Source organism: Flavobacterium piscinae (assembly GCF_004122145.1).
GTDB classification, from domain to species: Bacteria; Bacteroidota; Bacteroidia; order Flavobacteriales; family Flavobacteriaceae; genus Flavobacterium; species Flavobacterium piscinae.
Genome location: NZ_SBKQ01000004.1, coordinates 127,867 through 142,196 on the forward strand (window position 1 = coordinate 127,867; position 14,330 = coordinate 142,196).

Annotated in this window: 16 protein-coding genes; 5 read left to right on the top strand and 11 right to left on the bottom strand. The window is 36.9% G+C overall.

What is annotated here, in order from left to right; all coding sequences use genetic code 11:
• Window positions 1-462: 462 nt before the first annotated feature.
• The 3 genes from EQG68_RS04905 to EQG68_RS04915 form a co-directional block, all read right to left on the bottom strand.
• Window positions 463-912 (bottom strand): SRPBCC family protein, encoded by a 450-nt coding sequence (locus tag EQG68_RS04905; protein ID WP_129463667.1) that lies wholly within the window; start codon window positions 910-912, stop codon window positions 463-465.
• Window positions 913-1,006: 94 nt separating this feature from the next.
• Window positions 1,007-1,429 (bottom strand): SRPBCC family protein, encoded by a 423-nt coding sequence (locus tag EQG68_RS04910; RefSeq protein ID WP_129463668.1) that lies wholly within the window; start codon window positions 1,427-1,429, stop codon window positions 1,007-1,009.
• Window positions 1,430-1,595: 166 nt separating this feature from the next.
• Complete coding sequence (locus EQG68_RS04915) at window positions 1,596-1,997, bottom strand: DUF1801 domain-containing protein (RefSeq protein WP_129463669.1); 402 nt, start codon at window positions 1,995-1,997, stop codon at window positions 1,596-1,598.
• 179 nt (window positions 1,998-2,176) lie between these two features.
• On the opposite strand from EQG68_RS04915, the gene EQG68_RS04920 reads away from it, so the two are divergent.
• Entirely contained in the window at window positions 2,177-3,514 is a 1,338-nt protein-coding gene (locus EQG68_RS04920; protein ID WP_129463670.1) for an ammonium transporter, read from the top strand.
• Between the two features lie 86 nt (window positions 3,515-3,600).
• Here the strand turns inward: EQG68_RS04920 and EQG68_RS04925 are convergent, their stop codons facing one another.
• On the bottom strand, window positions 3,601-4,341 hold the full coding sequence (locus EQG68_RS04925; protein ID WP_129463671.1) for a lysophospholipid acyltransferase family protein: 741 nt from the start codon (window positions 4,339-4,341) through the stop codon (window positions 3,601-3,603).
• 268 nt (window positions 4,342-4,609) lie between these two features.
• Here EQG68_RS04925 and trpS point away from each other — a divergent pair, with 268 nt between their 5' ends.
• Together trpS and EQG68_RS04935 are read left to right on the top strand one after the other, a co-directional pair.
• Window positions 4,610-5,581, top strand: a complete 972-nt coding sequence (trpS, locus tag EQG68_RS04930) for a tryptophan--tRNA ligase (protein WP_129463672.1) — start codon at window positions 4,610-4,612, stop codon at window positions 5,579-5,581.
• A gap of 1 nt (window position 5,582) precedes the next feature.
• On the top strand, window positions 5,583-6,014 hold the full coding sequence (locus tag EQG68_RS04935) for a hypothetical protein (protein WP_129463673.1): 432 nt from the start codon (window positions 5,583-5,585) through the stop codon (window positions 6,012-6,014).
• On the opposite strand, the gene dprA is transcribed toward EQG68_RS04935, so the two are convergent.
• Window positions 6,015-7,118 (bottom strand): DNA-processing protein DprA, encoded by a 1,104-nt coding sequence (dprA, locus tag EQG68_RS04940; RefSeq protein WP_129463674.1) that lies wholly within the window; start codon window positions 7,116-7,118, stop codon window positions 6,015-6,017.
• Between the two features lie 222 nt (window positions 7,119-7,340).
• On the opposite strand from dprA, the gene EQG68_RS04945 reads away from it, so the two are divergent.
• The gene (locus EQG68_RS04945) at window positions 7,341-8,297 is read left to right on the top strand and encodes an HU domain-containing protein (RefSeq protein WP_317125510.1); all 957 of its coding nucleotides are present in this window, start codon (window positions 7,341-7,343) and stop codon (window positions 8,295-8,297) included.
• A 111-nt stretch (window positions 8,298-8,408) separates the two neighbouring features.
• Window positions 8,409-8,918: an acyl-CoA thioesterase gene (locus EQG68_RS04950; protein ID WP_129463676.1), complete on the top strand. Its 510-nt coding sequence runs from the start codon at window positions 8,409-8,411 to the stop codon at window positions 8,916-8,918.
• A gap of 39 nt (window positions 8,919-8,957) precedes the next feature.
• On the opposite strand, the gene EQG68_RS04955 is transcribed toward EQG68_RS04950, so the two are convergent.
• The 6 genes from EQG68_RS04955 to dut all read right to left on the bottom strand — a co-directional run bounded on the left by EQG68_RS04955 (window position 8,958) and on the right by dut (window position 14,330).
• Window positions 8,958-10,196 carry a murein hydrolase activator EnvC family protein gene (locus EQG68_RS04955; RefSeq protein ID WP_129463677.1) on the bottom strand — a complete coding sequence of 413 codons (1,239 nt, stop codon included), beginning with the start codon at window positions 10,194-10,196 and terminating at the stop codon, window positions 8,958-8,960.
• 10 nt (window positions 10,197-10,206) lie between these two features.
• Entirely contained in the window at window positions 10,207-10,980 is a 774-nt protein-coding gene (locus tag EQG68_RS04960) for a DUF4292 domain-containing protein (RefSeq protein ID WP_129463678.1), read from the bottom strand.
• Complete coding sequence (locus EQG68_RS04965; protein ID WP_129463679.1) at window positions 10,980-12,329, bottom strand: tetratricopeptide repeat protein; 1,350 nt, start codon at window positions 12,327-12,329, stop codon at window positions 10,980-10,982. Before EQG68_RS04965 ends, EQG68_RS04960 begins: the two co-directional genes overlap by 1 nt.
• A 52-nt stretch (window positions 12,330-12,381) precedes the next feature.
• Window positions 12,382-13,392, bottom strand: a complete 1,011-nt coding sequence (locus EQG68_RS04970) for a sugar phosphate nucleotidyltransferase (RefSeq protein ID WP_129463680.1) — start codon at window positions 13,390-13,392, stop codon at window positions 12,382-12,384.
• A gap of 66 nt (window positions 13,393-13,458) precedes the next feature.
• Window positions 13,459-13,821, bottom strand: a complete 363-nt coding sequence (locus EQG68_RS04975; RefSeq protein WP_129463681.1) for a four helix bundle protein — start codon at window positions 13,819-13,821, stop codon at window positions 13,459-13,461.
• 74 nt (window positions 13,822-13,895) lie between these two features.
• Window positions 13,896-14,330, bottom strand: coding sequence for a dUTP diphosphatase (dut, locus tag EQG68_RS04980; protein ID WP_129463682.1), 435 nt, complete (start codon window positions 14,328-14,330; stop codon window positions 13,896-13,898).

Consider the following 14,330-nt stretch of genomic DNA (forward strand, 5'->3'; position numbering starts at 1 on the left):
AGAGCAGGTTTTTAGCCACTTTCTAATTGGTTCCTATTTCCTTCGGGTTTTGTTCGGGTTTCGTTCGAGATGGGTTCGGGGTTGTGGTACACTTTGTTGAAGGCTACTTTTCAAAAAAAGGAGGGGTTCAAAACCAAGGTGCTCGTAAACCACTACTTCACCCAAAAAAGCGTAAAAAACACATGTCTATTTCACCAAAAAAACTATCTTTGTGTGTGTAGCGGTATTTTAGTATTTACCGGTGCGGTGTTACTTCCTTTTTTTGTTTTTCCCTTTTAGTAGTTCATCAATATAGTATAGGTATAGTACTAGTATAGTACTGTTATAGTATACGTATGGCAGACCATCCCCTGATCAAAGCCTGATGAAAGTCGTGTCAAAGTCGTAGTAAAGCTATATTCAATTCCTATACAAAGTTATTTCGCCTTGCCTTTTAAACTTTTAAACGTTTAACCTTTTAAACTAATCTTCACACAACTCCTTCAAAATCGCCAATGCTTTCGGCCATGTCCCATCAAAATAATCCGCATAATCTTCTTTGGTGTCCATTTCAACTGTCACCGTTGTAACGCCATTGTTTTCCGAAAAGGAATAATTTTCCAAAGCATCGCCCCAACCTTCTACTTCGGGACCATCCAAGATTTCTTTGTCGCCATCCAAAATACCCAAATGGTGAATGGAGATAAATTGATTGGGAATGTTTTCAGCAATGCGGGAAACCATGCCGCCTTTTTTTCCGTTTTCATCCGTTCCGATGAAGTGGATTTTTTCACCTTTGTTCCAACCGCCTTCAAATGTGGATGTAGGATTGAATGCCGCTGTCCATTGTTGGTAAGTAGCTTTCGCAATCATCGTAGAAAACACCTTTTCGGCTTTGGCGTTAATGGCTATGGAATACGTTAATTTTTTCATGTTGATTTATTTTAGGTGCTGAGGTTTTAGAAATTTGACTTATATGCCTTATATGGTAAAATTAAACATATAAGTCATATACGTTTTTAGTAGATTAACTTTTAGCTTCCTCCACATAGCGTTTGAAATTATTCAAAATCGCTTGCCAACCGTCTTTTTGCAGCTCCAACGGGTTTTGATTCTCTGCTTCAAAAACCGTAGTAACTTGGGTTGTGCTACCTACTTTTTCAAATAATGTGGTCACTTTTCGGCCGTCTTCCAAGGTATATACCAATTTTTCATTCGGAATTAAGTCATCGTAAGTGGCTCTAAAATCGAAACCAAAACTGCCGTCTTTCGCTTCCATTCTGGAAAAATAAGCTCCACCAATAACCGGATTATTTTCAGCTCTTGGACAATGCCAATCGTCGCTGGCAAAATTCCAATTGACAATGTGCTTGGCGTTGGTATAATGATCCCAAACGACTTCAGGTGATTGATTCACTGTAGCATCAATCGTAATTTGTATTGCTTTCATAGTGCTATTAATTACAGATTTCTCAACCTCTTTTAAACTTTAAACTACCTTATTTCCCTTAATGAAAAATAAGCGAAGCGTCTTATTTCCTTAATGTTAAAAAAATTGAGTTTTTATTTCTCCAATTTTTTAAATCTGTGTTTAAACCTCTTAAACATTTAAACCCTTAAACAATCTTCAACCGTTCCAAAACCCCTTTCCGCTTGACAATATTCTTATAATCCCACTGAATGGTTTCCGCCTTTTGTAGCCAGCGTTTTACATCATCCTCATTGATTTCTGAAACTGAATTGAAGAAAATCGAAGCATCTTTGAACTTTTGCCCACGAACGGACAATTGTGCTTCGTCAAAATCGGCACCACTCCAAAACATCAATCGGATGCCGGCTTTTTGTTTGCTGAAACCCACAATCGGATTACCGTCAATAAACCAAACGGGATGAGCATGCCAGATTTTTGATTCAGTAAAAGCCAAGTGCGTATCAATCAAGTGGGCTAACTGATGTGCGATTGCCTTTTCTTTTTCCTCCGATAAATTTGCTATGTAATTGGCAGTTGGTGTCTGCATTGTTTCTAAATTGAAAACCAAATATAATTAAAAAACAACAACATATTTAAACAATAAATTGAGTGGGGTAAAAACAAAATAAATAAAGTTTTTTTAAATAATCCCCCATTTTTTTATATAGCTGTGTTTGAATAAAATAATATTTTATTATTTTTACCCCTTTAAAAATAGGGATAATTATGAAAATAGAAAAACGTTGGGTCATTTCATTTGTCTTAATCAGCATTGCAGCCATAAGCGGTTTGTTTTGGGAAACCACTCCCGCCATAGCATCTGCCACTTTTAACGCAGCCGACACGATTGTCACCGCTGATGTAGCGTGGTTGCTCACTTCTTCCTGTTTGGTCTTATTAATGACACCCGGACTTTCCTTCTTTTATGGGGGAATGGTGGGTAAAAAAAATGTGATTTCCACCATGTTACAAAGTTTTATCTGTTTGGGTGTGGTGTCGCTATTATGGGTCATCGTCGGATTCAGTTTGGCTTTTGGCGATTCATACGGTTTTACCCTTAACGGACAACATTATGGCCTCATCGGGAATCCGTTTCAATTTGCCTTCATGGACCAAGTAGGCGTTTTACCCCATGCGAAAATGGCTTCTACCATTCCGTTCATTCTTTTTGCCCTTTTTCAAATGAAATTTGCCGTGATAACACCGGCCATTATTACCGGTTCGTTTGCAGAACGCGTTCGATTTATCTCCTATTTGTTATTCATTTGTTTGTTTACTTTGTTTATTTATACCCCGCTGTGCCACATGGTTTGGCATCCCAATGGTTTGTTAGGCACTTATTTTGGCGTGAAGGATTTTGCAGGAGGAACGGTGGTGCACATGAGTGCCGGTTTTGCGGCTTTAGCCGGAGTATTAGTCTTAGGCAAACGCAAAAACAGCGAGCACATTCCCACCAATATTCCGTTTGTATTACTGGGCACCGGAATGCTCTGGTTTGGCTGGTTCGGGTTTAATGCCGGTTCAGCTTTAGCCGCCAACGCTACCGCAGCCATGGCGTTTGCCACCACCACCGTTGCGTCGGCCTCAGCCATGCTTACCTGGATTTTCTTTGACCGATTAAACGGCAGAAAAGTTTCGGCCATGGGAGCGTGTATTGGTGCGGTGGTGGGTTTGGTTGCCATCACGCCCGCAGCAGGTTTTGTGACTATTCCTCAGAGTATTTTCTTTGGTTTCATTGCCGCTATTGTTTCCAACAAAATGCTGTATTGGAAAAAACTCAAATCCATCGACGATACCTTAGATGTGTTTGCATGCCATGGAGTCGGTGGAATCATGGGGATGATTTTAACCGCTATTTTTGCTCAAGGTGAAAACGCCAGTTTGCTACACGGCGGTTGGGGTGTGTTTAGTCACCACATGATTGCGTTGGTGTTAGTAGCGGCATTTACTTTCTTTGGGTCAATGCTGTTGTATAAAGTTACGAATGTGATTATTCCCCTTCGTGTTTCGGAAGAATCCGAACAAATCGGTTTGGACCTATCGCAACATGATGAGCAATTTTAATACCAAAAAAAAGGATGATTAATTTACCATATAAGTCATATAAGTTTGAAATACTTTAGTCTTATATGACTTACATGGTTCAAGATTTAATTGTTTTCTTTGTTTAATTCTTTGTAAATCACATCCCATGCTTTGTCGCGGATTGCTTTTTTGTCGTCTACCGTAAAGCCGGCGGTGGGAATAAATTCGTGTACTTTCGCTCGCATGATGCCGGGACTTCCACTGAAAAAAGTATAGGAAAACCGTTTTTTATTATCATAAAATGTCATCGGAACAATGGGTATTTGATGCTCAATTGCCAACCGGAAGGCCCCGTCTTTAAAATCCGCTAAAATCACGGATTCATCTTCCGGCACTAATCCTTCGGGAAAAATACAGATGCTTAAGCCTTGATTTAACCGTTTTTGGGCTCTTTGGTAAACTTCCATTCTGCTTTTCGGACTGTCACGGTCCACCAAAATACACGTCCGTTTGTAGAAAAAGCCAAACAACGGGATTTTGGAAAGTTCTTTTTTACCCACAAAAACAAACGGATTTTTCGCGATAATTAACATCAGCATGACATCGGTCATGGAGGTGTGATTGGCAATCAACATATAACTTTCTCCTTTTTTAAATTCTTGTTCACGAACAATTTTGGGGTAAAATCCCATCGCGTAGAGAATTCCCCAAGCCCAAAGTTGAGCCAAACGAAAGAAAAACGGATACCATTCTTCTTTTAAAATAGAAATGATTAATAGTGGGAAAAGCAGCATGATAATGGATGCCAACACGATATAAAACCATATCCGCCAAAGCAACCAAAAAAGTAGATTAACAAATTTCATGAAGCCAAATGTAAGGAAACCAAAGTGATTTTAAAATCATAAAAATAAGTTTATTCCCGTATTAACTAAACAATTGAGATCTTGAAGACCCTAGACTTGGTTTGCAGACCAAATGAACACAAGGTTATATTATGAAATTTTACCGCAGATTCGCAGGTTAAATAGGAGTTAAAATTTGTGAATCTGTGGCAAAAAAATTTTTAACCTTAATAAGTAGCGGTGTTTTTCAAAAACTTTCCGAAATTTGCGTTTTTACAACCCGTTCATTATGCCAAAAATATTAACCGGAATACAAGCCACCGGAACACCGCATTTAGGAAATTTATTAGGGGCGATTTTGCCTGCCATAGAAATGGCCAACAAACCGGAAAACGAATCGTTTTTATTCATTGCCGATTTGCACTCCATCACGCAAATTAAAGACGGCGAAAGTCTTCGTCAAAACACCTACAGTGTGGCTGCCACGTGGCTGGCTTGCGGATTAGACATCAATAAAGTCATTTTTTACCGTCAAAGCGACGTGCCTCAAACGGCAGAATTGTCGTGGTATTTGAGTTGCTTTTTCCCTTTTCAACGGTTGACCTTAGCTCATTCTTTCAAAGACAAAGCCGACCGTTTGGAAGATGTGAACGCCGGTCTTTTTTCGTATCCGATGTTAATGGCGGCCGATATTTTACTGTATGATGCCGAAGTGGTTCCGGTAGGAAAAGACCAGTTGCAACATTTGGAAATCACCCGTGATGTGGCTTCCCGCTTTAATCATCAAATGGGGGAAACATTTGTGCTTCCGGATGCTCAAATTCAAAAAGAAACCATGTATGTTCCCGGTACAGACGGACATAAGATGAGCAAATCCAGAGGAAACATCATCAACATCTTTTTGGACGACAAAGCCTTACGCAAACAAATCATGTCGATTGAAACTGACAGCAAACCGTTGGAAGAACCCAAAGATCCGGAAACGTGCAAGGTTTTTGCCATTTATAAATTAGTTGCTTCTGCGGAACAAGTTCAACAAATGACCGCCAATTATTTGGGTGGAAATTATGGGTACGGCCATGCCAAACAAGCCTTGTATGAATTGATTTTAGAACGTTTTAAAACAGAACGAGAAAAATATAATTATTACATGGCTAATTTAGCCGAAGTGGATGATGCTTTAGCCGAAGGAGCTGCCAAAGCAGGAAAAATCGCCGATGCTGTTTTGAAACGCGTACGCAACAAATTAGGTTTTTTATAAAATGAAAAAGTATATCACGGTTTTTGTTCTTTTCTTTTTCGCTTTCGGATTTAGTCAGAAACAGGAACCGGTGTATATTTTATTTAACCAAAACGAAACCGCAAGCTGCCAATTTCCGGTAAAACGGGTGGAACCCGTTAAAAAGATAAAACTGGATTATTCTCAAAAAAGACATCGTAAAATCAACATCACCCGGTTTATTTTATGCCGAAATATTTTTGTGTTTGAATTCAAAAAAAATCATTTTGAAACAGTGGATGGTTCAGTGGTAGCCGGCTATAAAATGATTACGTTAGATGAAATGATCTCCCGCGAAGAAGAAGAAAAGTTTACAAAAAACATCAATCAACTTTTTCCAAAAATTTATATCATCGAAGCCATTGAAAACGGTCAATATGCGAAATATGAAGTGGTTTGGGAAAAATTGCAATAATTAAATTGCTTCAAACAATTTCCCCGGCAACGGACGAACAACTCCTTTCAATTCCATGTTCAATAAAACCCCGGAGAGTTTATAGATGGGAAAATCGCATTCCAAAGCGATAATATCCATGAGTTCTTTTCCTTTTTTCAACAGATAATCATAGACTTTTTGTTCTTCTTCCTCCAACGAAACAAACAATTGTTTTTGAACTGATTTAGAGGGCTTAGCCTCCAATTCCCAATTCAAAATATAAACTAAGTCGGCTGCTGAGGTGAGTAGGTGAGCCCGTTGGGTTTTAATCAAATTGTTACATCCCAAACTGTACTTATCCGTGGTTCGTCCCGGAACGGCAAACACGTCGCGGTTATAATCGCCGGCTAAGGTTGCGGTGATGAGTGAGCCTCCTCGCTCGGCACTTTCAATCACGATGGTCGCTTCTGAAATACCCGCTACGATGCGGTTTCTTCGCACAAAATTTTCTTTGTCCGGATTCGAAGAACTCCAAAATTCGGTAAAAAACCCACCGTTTTTCTCCATTTTGGCAACGTATTTTTTATGCGTTTTTGGGTAAATTTGATTCAACCCATGAGCCAACACACCAATGGTTTGCAGGTTGTTTTCCATAGCTGCCTGATGAGCGACAATGTCCACACCATAGGCAAAACCACTCACAATTACCGGATTTAACGGTGACAACTCTTCGATTAGTTTTTTGCAAAAATCAATCCCGTAACTCGTGATTTGTCGCGTTCCAACAACACTGATGGTTCGTTTGGAATGTAGATCAATTTCTCCGGAAGAAAACAAAACGGTCGGCCCGTCAATACAGTGTTTGAGTCGTTCAGGGTAGGCTTCCTCTAAAAATGAACAGAAAGTAATGTTTTCCCGTTCAATAAATTTTATTTCTTCTTCCGCTAATTTAAAAACAGATGCATTTGTTAGATTTTTAATCAAAACCTCCCCGATACCGTCAATGGATGCTAACTTGTTCTTTTTTGTATGAAAAACCTTTTCTGCAGAACCGCAGTGATGAATGAGTTTTTTGGCAACAATGTCACCAACACCTTCTACTTGAAGTAACGCAAGCGTGTAATATAATTCAGAATCTGTCATGGCGTATAATTGAATTTCAAAGAAACAGCTTTTTTCTATTTCTTAAAAATTTTTAATAAAAAAATTACTCGAAAAATGAATTTGGACTACTATAGAAATGTATATCAAAAAATCTAATTCAATGAAGCCGAAATAGTTATCAATTTACCTTAAATTGTTAATAAAATTTGTGGATAAAATTTTGATTCGGCAGTTGAATATTTTTTCTTTGTTGCTATGAGAATGGAGCAGTATATATCCCAATTATTATATCGGTACCAGTGTGTTACGGTTCCGGGTTTTGGTGCGTTTTTAACTGAAAACCGTTCGGCAAGTCTTTCTGAAGACACGAACACTTTTTATCCGCCCAAAAAAGTAATTTCATTTAATTTTCACTTAAAGAACAACGATGGTCTTTTGGCTAATCACATTGCTCTTGCAGAGAAAATTGATTATGAAAAAGCCATAGCTTTGATTGAAGAAGAAGTAACCTCTTGGAAATATACCATTCAAAAAAGTGAGTCAATTTTGCTAAAAAATATTGGTAAACTTTCTTTAAATAGTGAAAGCAGTTTGCTTTTTGAACCGGCAGACAGTTTAAATTATTCTACACATTCTTTCGGTTTGACCTCTTTTGTTTCTCCACAAATCAAACGCGAAACATTTAAAAAAGAAGTCGAACAATTAGAAGAAAAAGCTCCGATTCAATTTACCCCTGAACAAAGAAGTAAAGCAAACCCTTGGATAAAATATGCCGCCATTTTTGCTGTTGGCATTGGAATCACAGGCGTTTTAGGTAAGCAGGGTCTTGATTGGCACGAAAACAAAATTGCAGCGGAGACATTGTTGGTAGAAAAAAGCGTTCAGCAAAAAGTAGAAGATAAAATTCAACAAGCCACTTTTTTTATTGAAAGTCCGATTCCTTCTGTTTCTATGAATGTGGAAGAAACAACCGATCGGTCATTTCATTATCACATTGTAGCCGGAGCGTTTAAAGAAATAAGAAATGCAGAAAGGGCCTTACAATCTCTGAAAGAGTTGGGCTATAATGCTAAAAAAATCAGTCCAAATAAATACGGCTTACATCCGGTGCTTTATGGAAGTTATGCTACGATTGAGGAAGCACAAAGTGCTTTACAATCGATTAAGCAATCGCACAATAAAGATGCTTGGATGTTGGTTTTAGAATTGGAACAATAAACCCTTTGCCCATACAATCTTGATTAAAGCTTCACTTATGGGGCTTTTTTTATTTGGTATAACTCCAAAAGAATCAAGGTTGTTTTTCTACCTTTGCAAAAAAAATTCAACATGCAAGTCAAATATCCTTCAGATTCCATTACCACGTTAACCGACGTTGTATTGCCCGGTGAAACCAATCCGTTAAATAATCTTTTTGGTGGAGAATTACTCGCCAGAATGGACCGAGCGGCGAGTATTTCTGCCCGACGTCATTCAAGACGAATTTGTGTAACGGCTTCCGTGAATCACGTTGCTTTTAACAAAGCTATTCCGTTAGGCAGTGTGGTAACGGTTGAATCGAAAGTATCGAGAGCATTTAACACTTCGATGGAAATTTATATAGATGTTTGGATTGAAGACCGTGAATCAGGTAATAAAACGAAGGCTAACGAAGCGATTTATACGTTTGTGGCCGTAGATGAAACCGGAAACCCGGTACCGGTTCCGCAAATTGAACCGCAAACTGAATTAGAAAAGCAACGATTTGACGCCGCTTTGCGGAGAAAACAATTGAGTTTGGTGTTGGCGGGAAAAATGAAGCCACACGAAGCCTCTGAACTAAAAGCATTGTTCTTTTAAATCATAAAGCCTGAAAATGTAAACTTTCAGGCTTTTTAATTACATATTGTACAACCAACTTTGCGGATTTAAAAACGAATCGTTTTGAAGAACAGAAAACTTGATGGCTGTTTTTCCGGTAGATTCGTTCGTTCGAATTCTTCCAATGGTTTGTTTTAAACCGACTTTGTCTCCTTTGTTTACAGAAACGGTACTTAAATTTTGATATACCGTAATAAAATCACCATGCCTAATATAAACCGCTTTATTGATGGGAGATAAAACCTGAATTAGCATTACTTCTCCGGCAAAAACAGCCCGGGCAGATGAACCTGATTCTGTTGTAATTTCTACACCGTTACTGTGAATGGTTAACGTAGGCTGCACCGGATGTGGCTGATTACCAAATTTTAACGACACGAAACCTTTTTCCACCGGCCAGGGTAATTTCCCTTTGTTGGCTTTGAAATTATCTGACTCAATTTTGCCTTCTGCGGTTAGTACTATTTTAGAGGAAGAAGTTCCGGTTGATGTAGTCTTTGTTCCTCCTTTTTTGGCTGTTTTTTTATTTTCTGCAGCAATGGCATCACGAATTGCTTTTTGAATTTTCTTGTCGATATCTTTTGCCTCTTGTTGTTTTTTCTTAATATCAGCAATAATTTTCTTTTGGTCTTTTTTAATTGATTTGACCAATTTTTCCTGTTCTTGTTTTTCCTTTTCAAGAACTAATTTTTCTTTTTCTTGTTCTTGGATAATTTTTTCTTTTTCGGATTTTAAAGCCGCTAATTTTACATTGTATACCTCTAATTCTGTTGTTTTAACTTTAATTTCATCTCCTTGGCTTTTTCGGTAACCCGCATACTGTTTCATGTATTGTACTCGCTTGTATGCTTGTGTAAAATCTTTTGACGAGAGCAAAAACATTGCACGGCTACGTTCGGAACGGCTTTTGTATGACTTTACAATCATGTTGGCATAATCTTCTTTGAGAGCCTCTAGTTCTCGATTTAATTTATTTATTTTTAATTGATTGGTATAAATGTCATCATTTAATAGTTTGGCTTGCTTTTCATTGGTTTGAATCAATTTTTCGCGTAATTCGATCTTTGCTTTTTGCTGTTGAATGACGTTGACAACCGACTTTTCTTTTTTCTTGTTCTCTTGTAAAATACGTTCGTTTACTCTAATTTCTTCCAACAATTGTTCTTTTCGCTTTTCCAATTTCTTTTGTGCCTCCGATTGAGCCAAAAGAATTGAACTTGAAAGAATAAGCAAAAATGTCAATACCGACTTTATCATGTTTAGAGCTTTAATTTTCTATATAAATTTGTTCATAATCACTGGGTACATTGTACGGAAAAGATAGTTCTTCATTAAATGTAACCGAATTATAGTCTAAAGAAATGGTGTTCTTTTCATTTTCCTGATTGGCTTCAATTAGAATGTTTAATGGCAAAATCGCTTCCGCATATTCTTTATGGTTGGGATAATATACGTTCAACTTTCTGTTTTTTGCCACTTGTTCAATTTCTTGTCGTTTAATTAAAAAATTGGACGCTTCAAAATAGAAAGACTTAACGTTTTGTATATCATGGATGTCTTTCAATTTGTAAAATTTATTTTCAATTGTGTTGGCATATTTTCCTTTTCGCAAATCATCCATCGCCTGACCGATAAGCATGTTTTGCACTTTATAGAAATCTAAATCGGTTCCGAGCCAATTACTTAACGTGGTATAATCCCCTTCGAAAAATTTGCCTCCGTTTTTCTCATAATATTTCACCTCAGTAGGTGTAATTAAACCTTTTGCCATGGTTATTCCCAGAAAACGAATGCTAACCAGAATCATTTCGTCTTTTTTAATTCTGATTTCAGCCGAAAAACTCAACGATTGGTTTTTGTCTTTGTATTTGGCATTCGCCCGAATGTAAGCCGTTGAAAAATTTTTCTTTACATCATAATGGTTTTCAATGATTTTTTGAGTAGCCAAATCATCGGAAGCATTGGCTTCAACTAAACCTTTTTTGGCTTTACATCCAACCAATGTAAACACAACTACCAAAACGAATACAAACTTTTTCATTATTTAATTTCTTTTAAAAGTTTGTCGGCTTTGATAAAAAAACTTTCTTTTTTCTTGGTATCACCTAACCCATGGTATGCTTCTCCTAATTGAATATAAAAATTAGCTTCTAAGGATTTATTATCAACAATATAATCTATTCCGGATTCTAATTGATCTTTTGCTTTTTTAAAGTTTTTCAGTTGGTTATTTGCTAAACCGGCATAATAATAGAAATCCGGTTGTAACGGATACAATTCAAGATTTTCTTCTGCTTGTTTAACCAACACTTGGAATTGATTGTTTTGTGCGTACGCGTTAAAAAGCAAAAGTGTATTCTCCAAATCATCCGGATTGGATTTAGCATATATTTCATAATATTTCACAGCATTCACCCAATCGCTTTTTTGTTGATAGAATTTCCCAACTTCTTTGGCCACTTTTACTTCTCGATCATCCTGAAAATAAGCAATCGCCGTTTCCAACTCTTTGGAAAATGAAGGGTTATTTTTAGTAAAAATTAAAAACTCATTAAAAACGCGGTGTTTTATTTTCCGATCAATTTTAGGGCTTTTTAAAATTTTATGCATCGCCAAAGCAGCATTATTTCCGTCATTCTTATCAATATTGAATTTGAACAAGCTGACTTGTGCCCAATCAGAATTCGGAATTTCCTTTTCTAACATTTTAGCAATTTCCAACGCTTTATCTTCTTGATTATTTTCTGAATATAAATAAATCAACGCCACATAATTATCTTCCACTTTAGGATTGTTCTTGATGGCTTGCAAGAGTTTTTCGGTTTCCTGTCCTTGGTAACGAGTAGTTGTTTTTATTTGACTGCGGAATTGCTCTCTCATTTCCGTTTTACCTACCGTTTCTGTCAATTCATCAATTAACTTAAGGGCTTCGTCATATTGTTGTGTAAACATATACAAGGAAACCAAATCTTCTTTGTATTCTTTTTTGAATTCAATGAGCTTTTTCATGATGACAATCGCGTTTAAATAATCGCGAGTGGCATAGGAAACGTCATATAAGCCTACCCAGTACCAACGGTTATTTGGGTCCAATTGGGTCGCTTTTTCAAAACTGTCGTTGGCGTTTTTGTAGTCTTTTTGATAAAGGTAATTTTTACCTAATTCAAAATGGACAACTGAATTATTGGGCTCTAAGGATAAACATTTTTGTAACGCGGTTATGGCTTTATCGTAATTTTCAATCCCTTTCTCTCGCAAAGACTCGTAAAAAGCCACTTGAAACTCGCTTGTTTCCAATGCAATATCTTCCGGTTCTTCTTGGGAGAAAACGGTTATGAATTGGAAAAGCATTCCAAAGAAGATGAAAGTATATAATTTGTTTTTTATCATTTTACTTCACCCCAACCCTTCTTTAGTGAGGGGAGAGAGCATTTTCTTTGTTTTATTCTAAAACGGAATAATCTCCGATACTAATACTTGTAAACTTTCCATCAAACGAAGCGTGATTTCCTATCATAGCATTATCTAAAACAGCATTTTTTATGTGTGCATGGGTTTGAACCAAACTGTTTTTGACGGCTGAATCAATCACATGACATCCTTTTCCAAGTGATACATTAGGTCCAACGGTTGCATTAATTAAAATTACATCTTCTCCAATATAACAAGGCGGAATAATGGTTGCGTTGTCTAATTTTACTGTTTTAGAAATCAATTCTTCTCCGTCTTGATGTAAAAACCCTAACATTCTGGTATTGGTTTCAACGGTTACGTTTTTGTTTCCGCAGTCCATCCATTCGTCTACTTTACCGGGAACAAATTTCATGCCTTTTGCCATCATTTGTTTGATTCCATCATTAATTTGGTATTCGCCACCATGAATGATGTTATTGTCCAGCACCGCTTGTAACTCATTTTTTAAAACGGCAACATCTTTGAAATAGTATATTCCAATGACTGCTAAATCGGATACAAAGTCTTTTGGTTTTTCTACCAATTCGATGATTTCACCATTGGCATTCAAATTTACCACACCAAACGCTTCCGGTTGATCGACTTGTTTTACCCAAATTACACTATCCGCTGATGTATCCAAATCAAAATCGGCACGAATTAACGTATCGGCATAAGCAATAACTGCCGGTCCGCTCAATGAATCTTTGGCACACATGATGGCATGACCGGTTCCCAGAGCTTCATTTTGGTAATAGATTGTACCTTTTGCTCCTAATTTTTGAGCTATGGCAATTAATTCTTCTTCCACTTTTTTGCCAAAACTTTCGTGAATGATAAAGGCGACTTCGTCGATGGGTTGGTTTAAAACACCGGCAATGTCTTCTACCAAACGGTGCACGATTGGTTTTCCTGCAACGGGAATTAAGGGTTTTGGTACTGTTAAGGTATGAGGTCGTAATCGGGAGCCGCGTCCGGCCATGGGTACTATTATTTTCATATAAAAATTCTTAATTCGTTATTCAAAATTCGTTGTTCAAAATTAAAAAATCCTGAACTGATTTATTTATAATTTATTCTTTTTTGATGTTTCTATACTTTTTACAAAAATTGAAACCAATTGATTATTTTCATTAATAACTTCCATCAATTCCATTTGATCGTTAACATATAATTTTGCTTTTGAAATAATTTTTAAACATGCCAGTGTTTCTCTTAATTCTTTTAAAACGATTGACATTTTATGAATAAAATCATTTTTAGATTCAGCACTTTGAGCTTCACTGTAATTTAAAGCAGGTGATGATCCTGAACGAATAATTTGTCCGCACAAATGATTTCCTGCTTTTGAATTTTTAATTGAATCGGATATGTTAATAATTTGTACTGCAAAATCAATTAATCGCTCGTTTAAATCAAATTTTTTCATGGCGTTTACGTTTAAATTTTTATTGTTGTAAATATATAATGTTGAATGATGATTAACGAATGTTGAATATTGAACTATTTCACGCCTGTACTCCCAAAACCCCCTTCACCACGCGATGTTTCAGATAATTCATTCACTTCTATCCATTCGGCTCGTTCGTGTTTGGCAATAATGAGTTGTGCGATTCGTTCGCCATTTTCGATGATAAAATCTTCTGCGGATAAATTTACTAAAATAACCCCGATTTCCCCACGATAATCGGCATCAACTGTACCGGGTGAATTTAACACGGTGATTCCTTTTTTGGCGGCCAATCCGCTACGTGGTCGAACTTGAGCTTCAAAACCAATTGGTAATTCAATAAACAAGCCTGTTTTAACAATGGTTCGTTCTAATGATTTTAAGGTAATTGGTTCGGACAAATTGGCTCGTAAATCCATTCCGGCAGAAGCAATGGTTTCATAGTTTGGCAATGGATGTTGCGATTTATTGATGATTTTGATGTTCAT

What these genes read in the sequence shown, in the direction of transcription:
- EQG68_RS04910 (WP_129463668.1), bottom strand. Translation starts at nt 1,429, where the DNA reads ATGAAAGCAATACAAATTACGATTGATGCTACAGTGAATCAATCACCT.
- EQG68_RS04950 (WP_129463676.1), top strand. Translation starts at nt 8,409, where the DNA reads ATGCAAGTCAAATATCCTTCAGATTCCATTACCACGTTAACCGACGTT.
- EQG68_RS04915 (WP_129463669.1), bottom strand. Translation starts at nt 1,997, where the DNA reads ATGCAGACACCAACTGCCAATTACATAGCAAATTTATCGGAGGAAAAA.
- dut (WP_129463682.1), bottom strand. Translation starts at nt 14,330, where the DNA reads ATGAACATCAAAATCATCAATAAATCGCAACATCCATTGCCAAACTAT.
- trpS (WP_129463672.1), top strand. Translation starts at nt 4,610, where the DNA reads ATGCCAAAAATATTAACCGGAATACAAGCCACCGGAACACCGCATTTA.
- EQG68_RS04970 (WP_129463680.1), bottom strand. Translation starts at nt 13,392, where the DNA reads ATGAAAATAATAGTACCCATGGCCGGACGCGGCTCCCGATTACGACCT.
- dprA (WP_129463674.1), bottom strand. Translation starts at nt 7,118, where the DNA reads ATGACAGATTCTGAATTATATTACACGCTTGCGTTACTTCAAGTAGAA.
- EQG68_RS04935 (WP_129463673.1), top strand. Translation starts at nt 5,583, where the DNA reads ATGAAAAAGTATATCACGGTTTTTGTTCTTTTCTTTTTCGCTTTCGGA.
- EQG68_RS04965 (WP_129463679.1), bottom strand. Translation starts at nt 12,329, where the DNA reads ATGATAAAAAACAAATTATATACTTTCATCTTCTTTGGAATGCTTTTC.
- EQG68_RS04920 (WP_129463670.1), top strand. Translation starts at nt 2,177, where the DNA reads ATGAAAATAGAAAAACGTTGGGTCATTTCATTTGTCTTAATCAGCATT.
- EQG68_RS04925 (WP_129463671.1), bottom strand. Translation starts at nt 4,341, where the DNA reads ATGAAATTTGTTAATCTACTTTTTTGGTTGCTTTGGCGGATATGGTTT.
- EQG68_RS04905 (WP_129463667.1), bottom strand. Translation starts at nt 912, where the DNA reads ATGAAAAAATTAACGTATTCCATAGCCATTAACGCCAAAGCCGAAAAG.
- EQG68_RS04945 (WP_317125510.1), top strand. Translation starts at nt 7,341, where the DNA reads ATGGAGCAGTATATATCCCAATTATTATATCGGTACCAGTGTGTTACG.
- EQG68_RS04960 (WP_129463678.1), bottom strand. Translation starts at nt 10,980, where the DNA reads ATGAAAAAGTTTGTATTCGTTTTGGTAGTTGTGTTTACATTGGTTGGA.
- EQG68_RS04955 (WP_129463677.1), bottom strand. Translation starts at nt 10,196, where the DNA reads ATGATAAAGTCGGTATTGACATTTTTGCTTATTCTTTCAAGTTCAATT.
- EQG68_RS04975 (WP_129463681.1), bottom strand. Translation starts at nt 13,821, where the DNA reads ATGAAAAAATTTGATTTAAACGAGCGATTAATTGATTTTGCAGTACAA.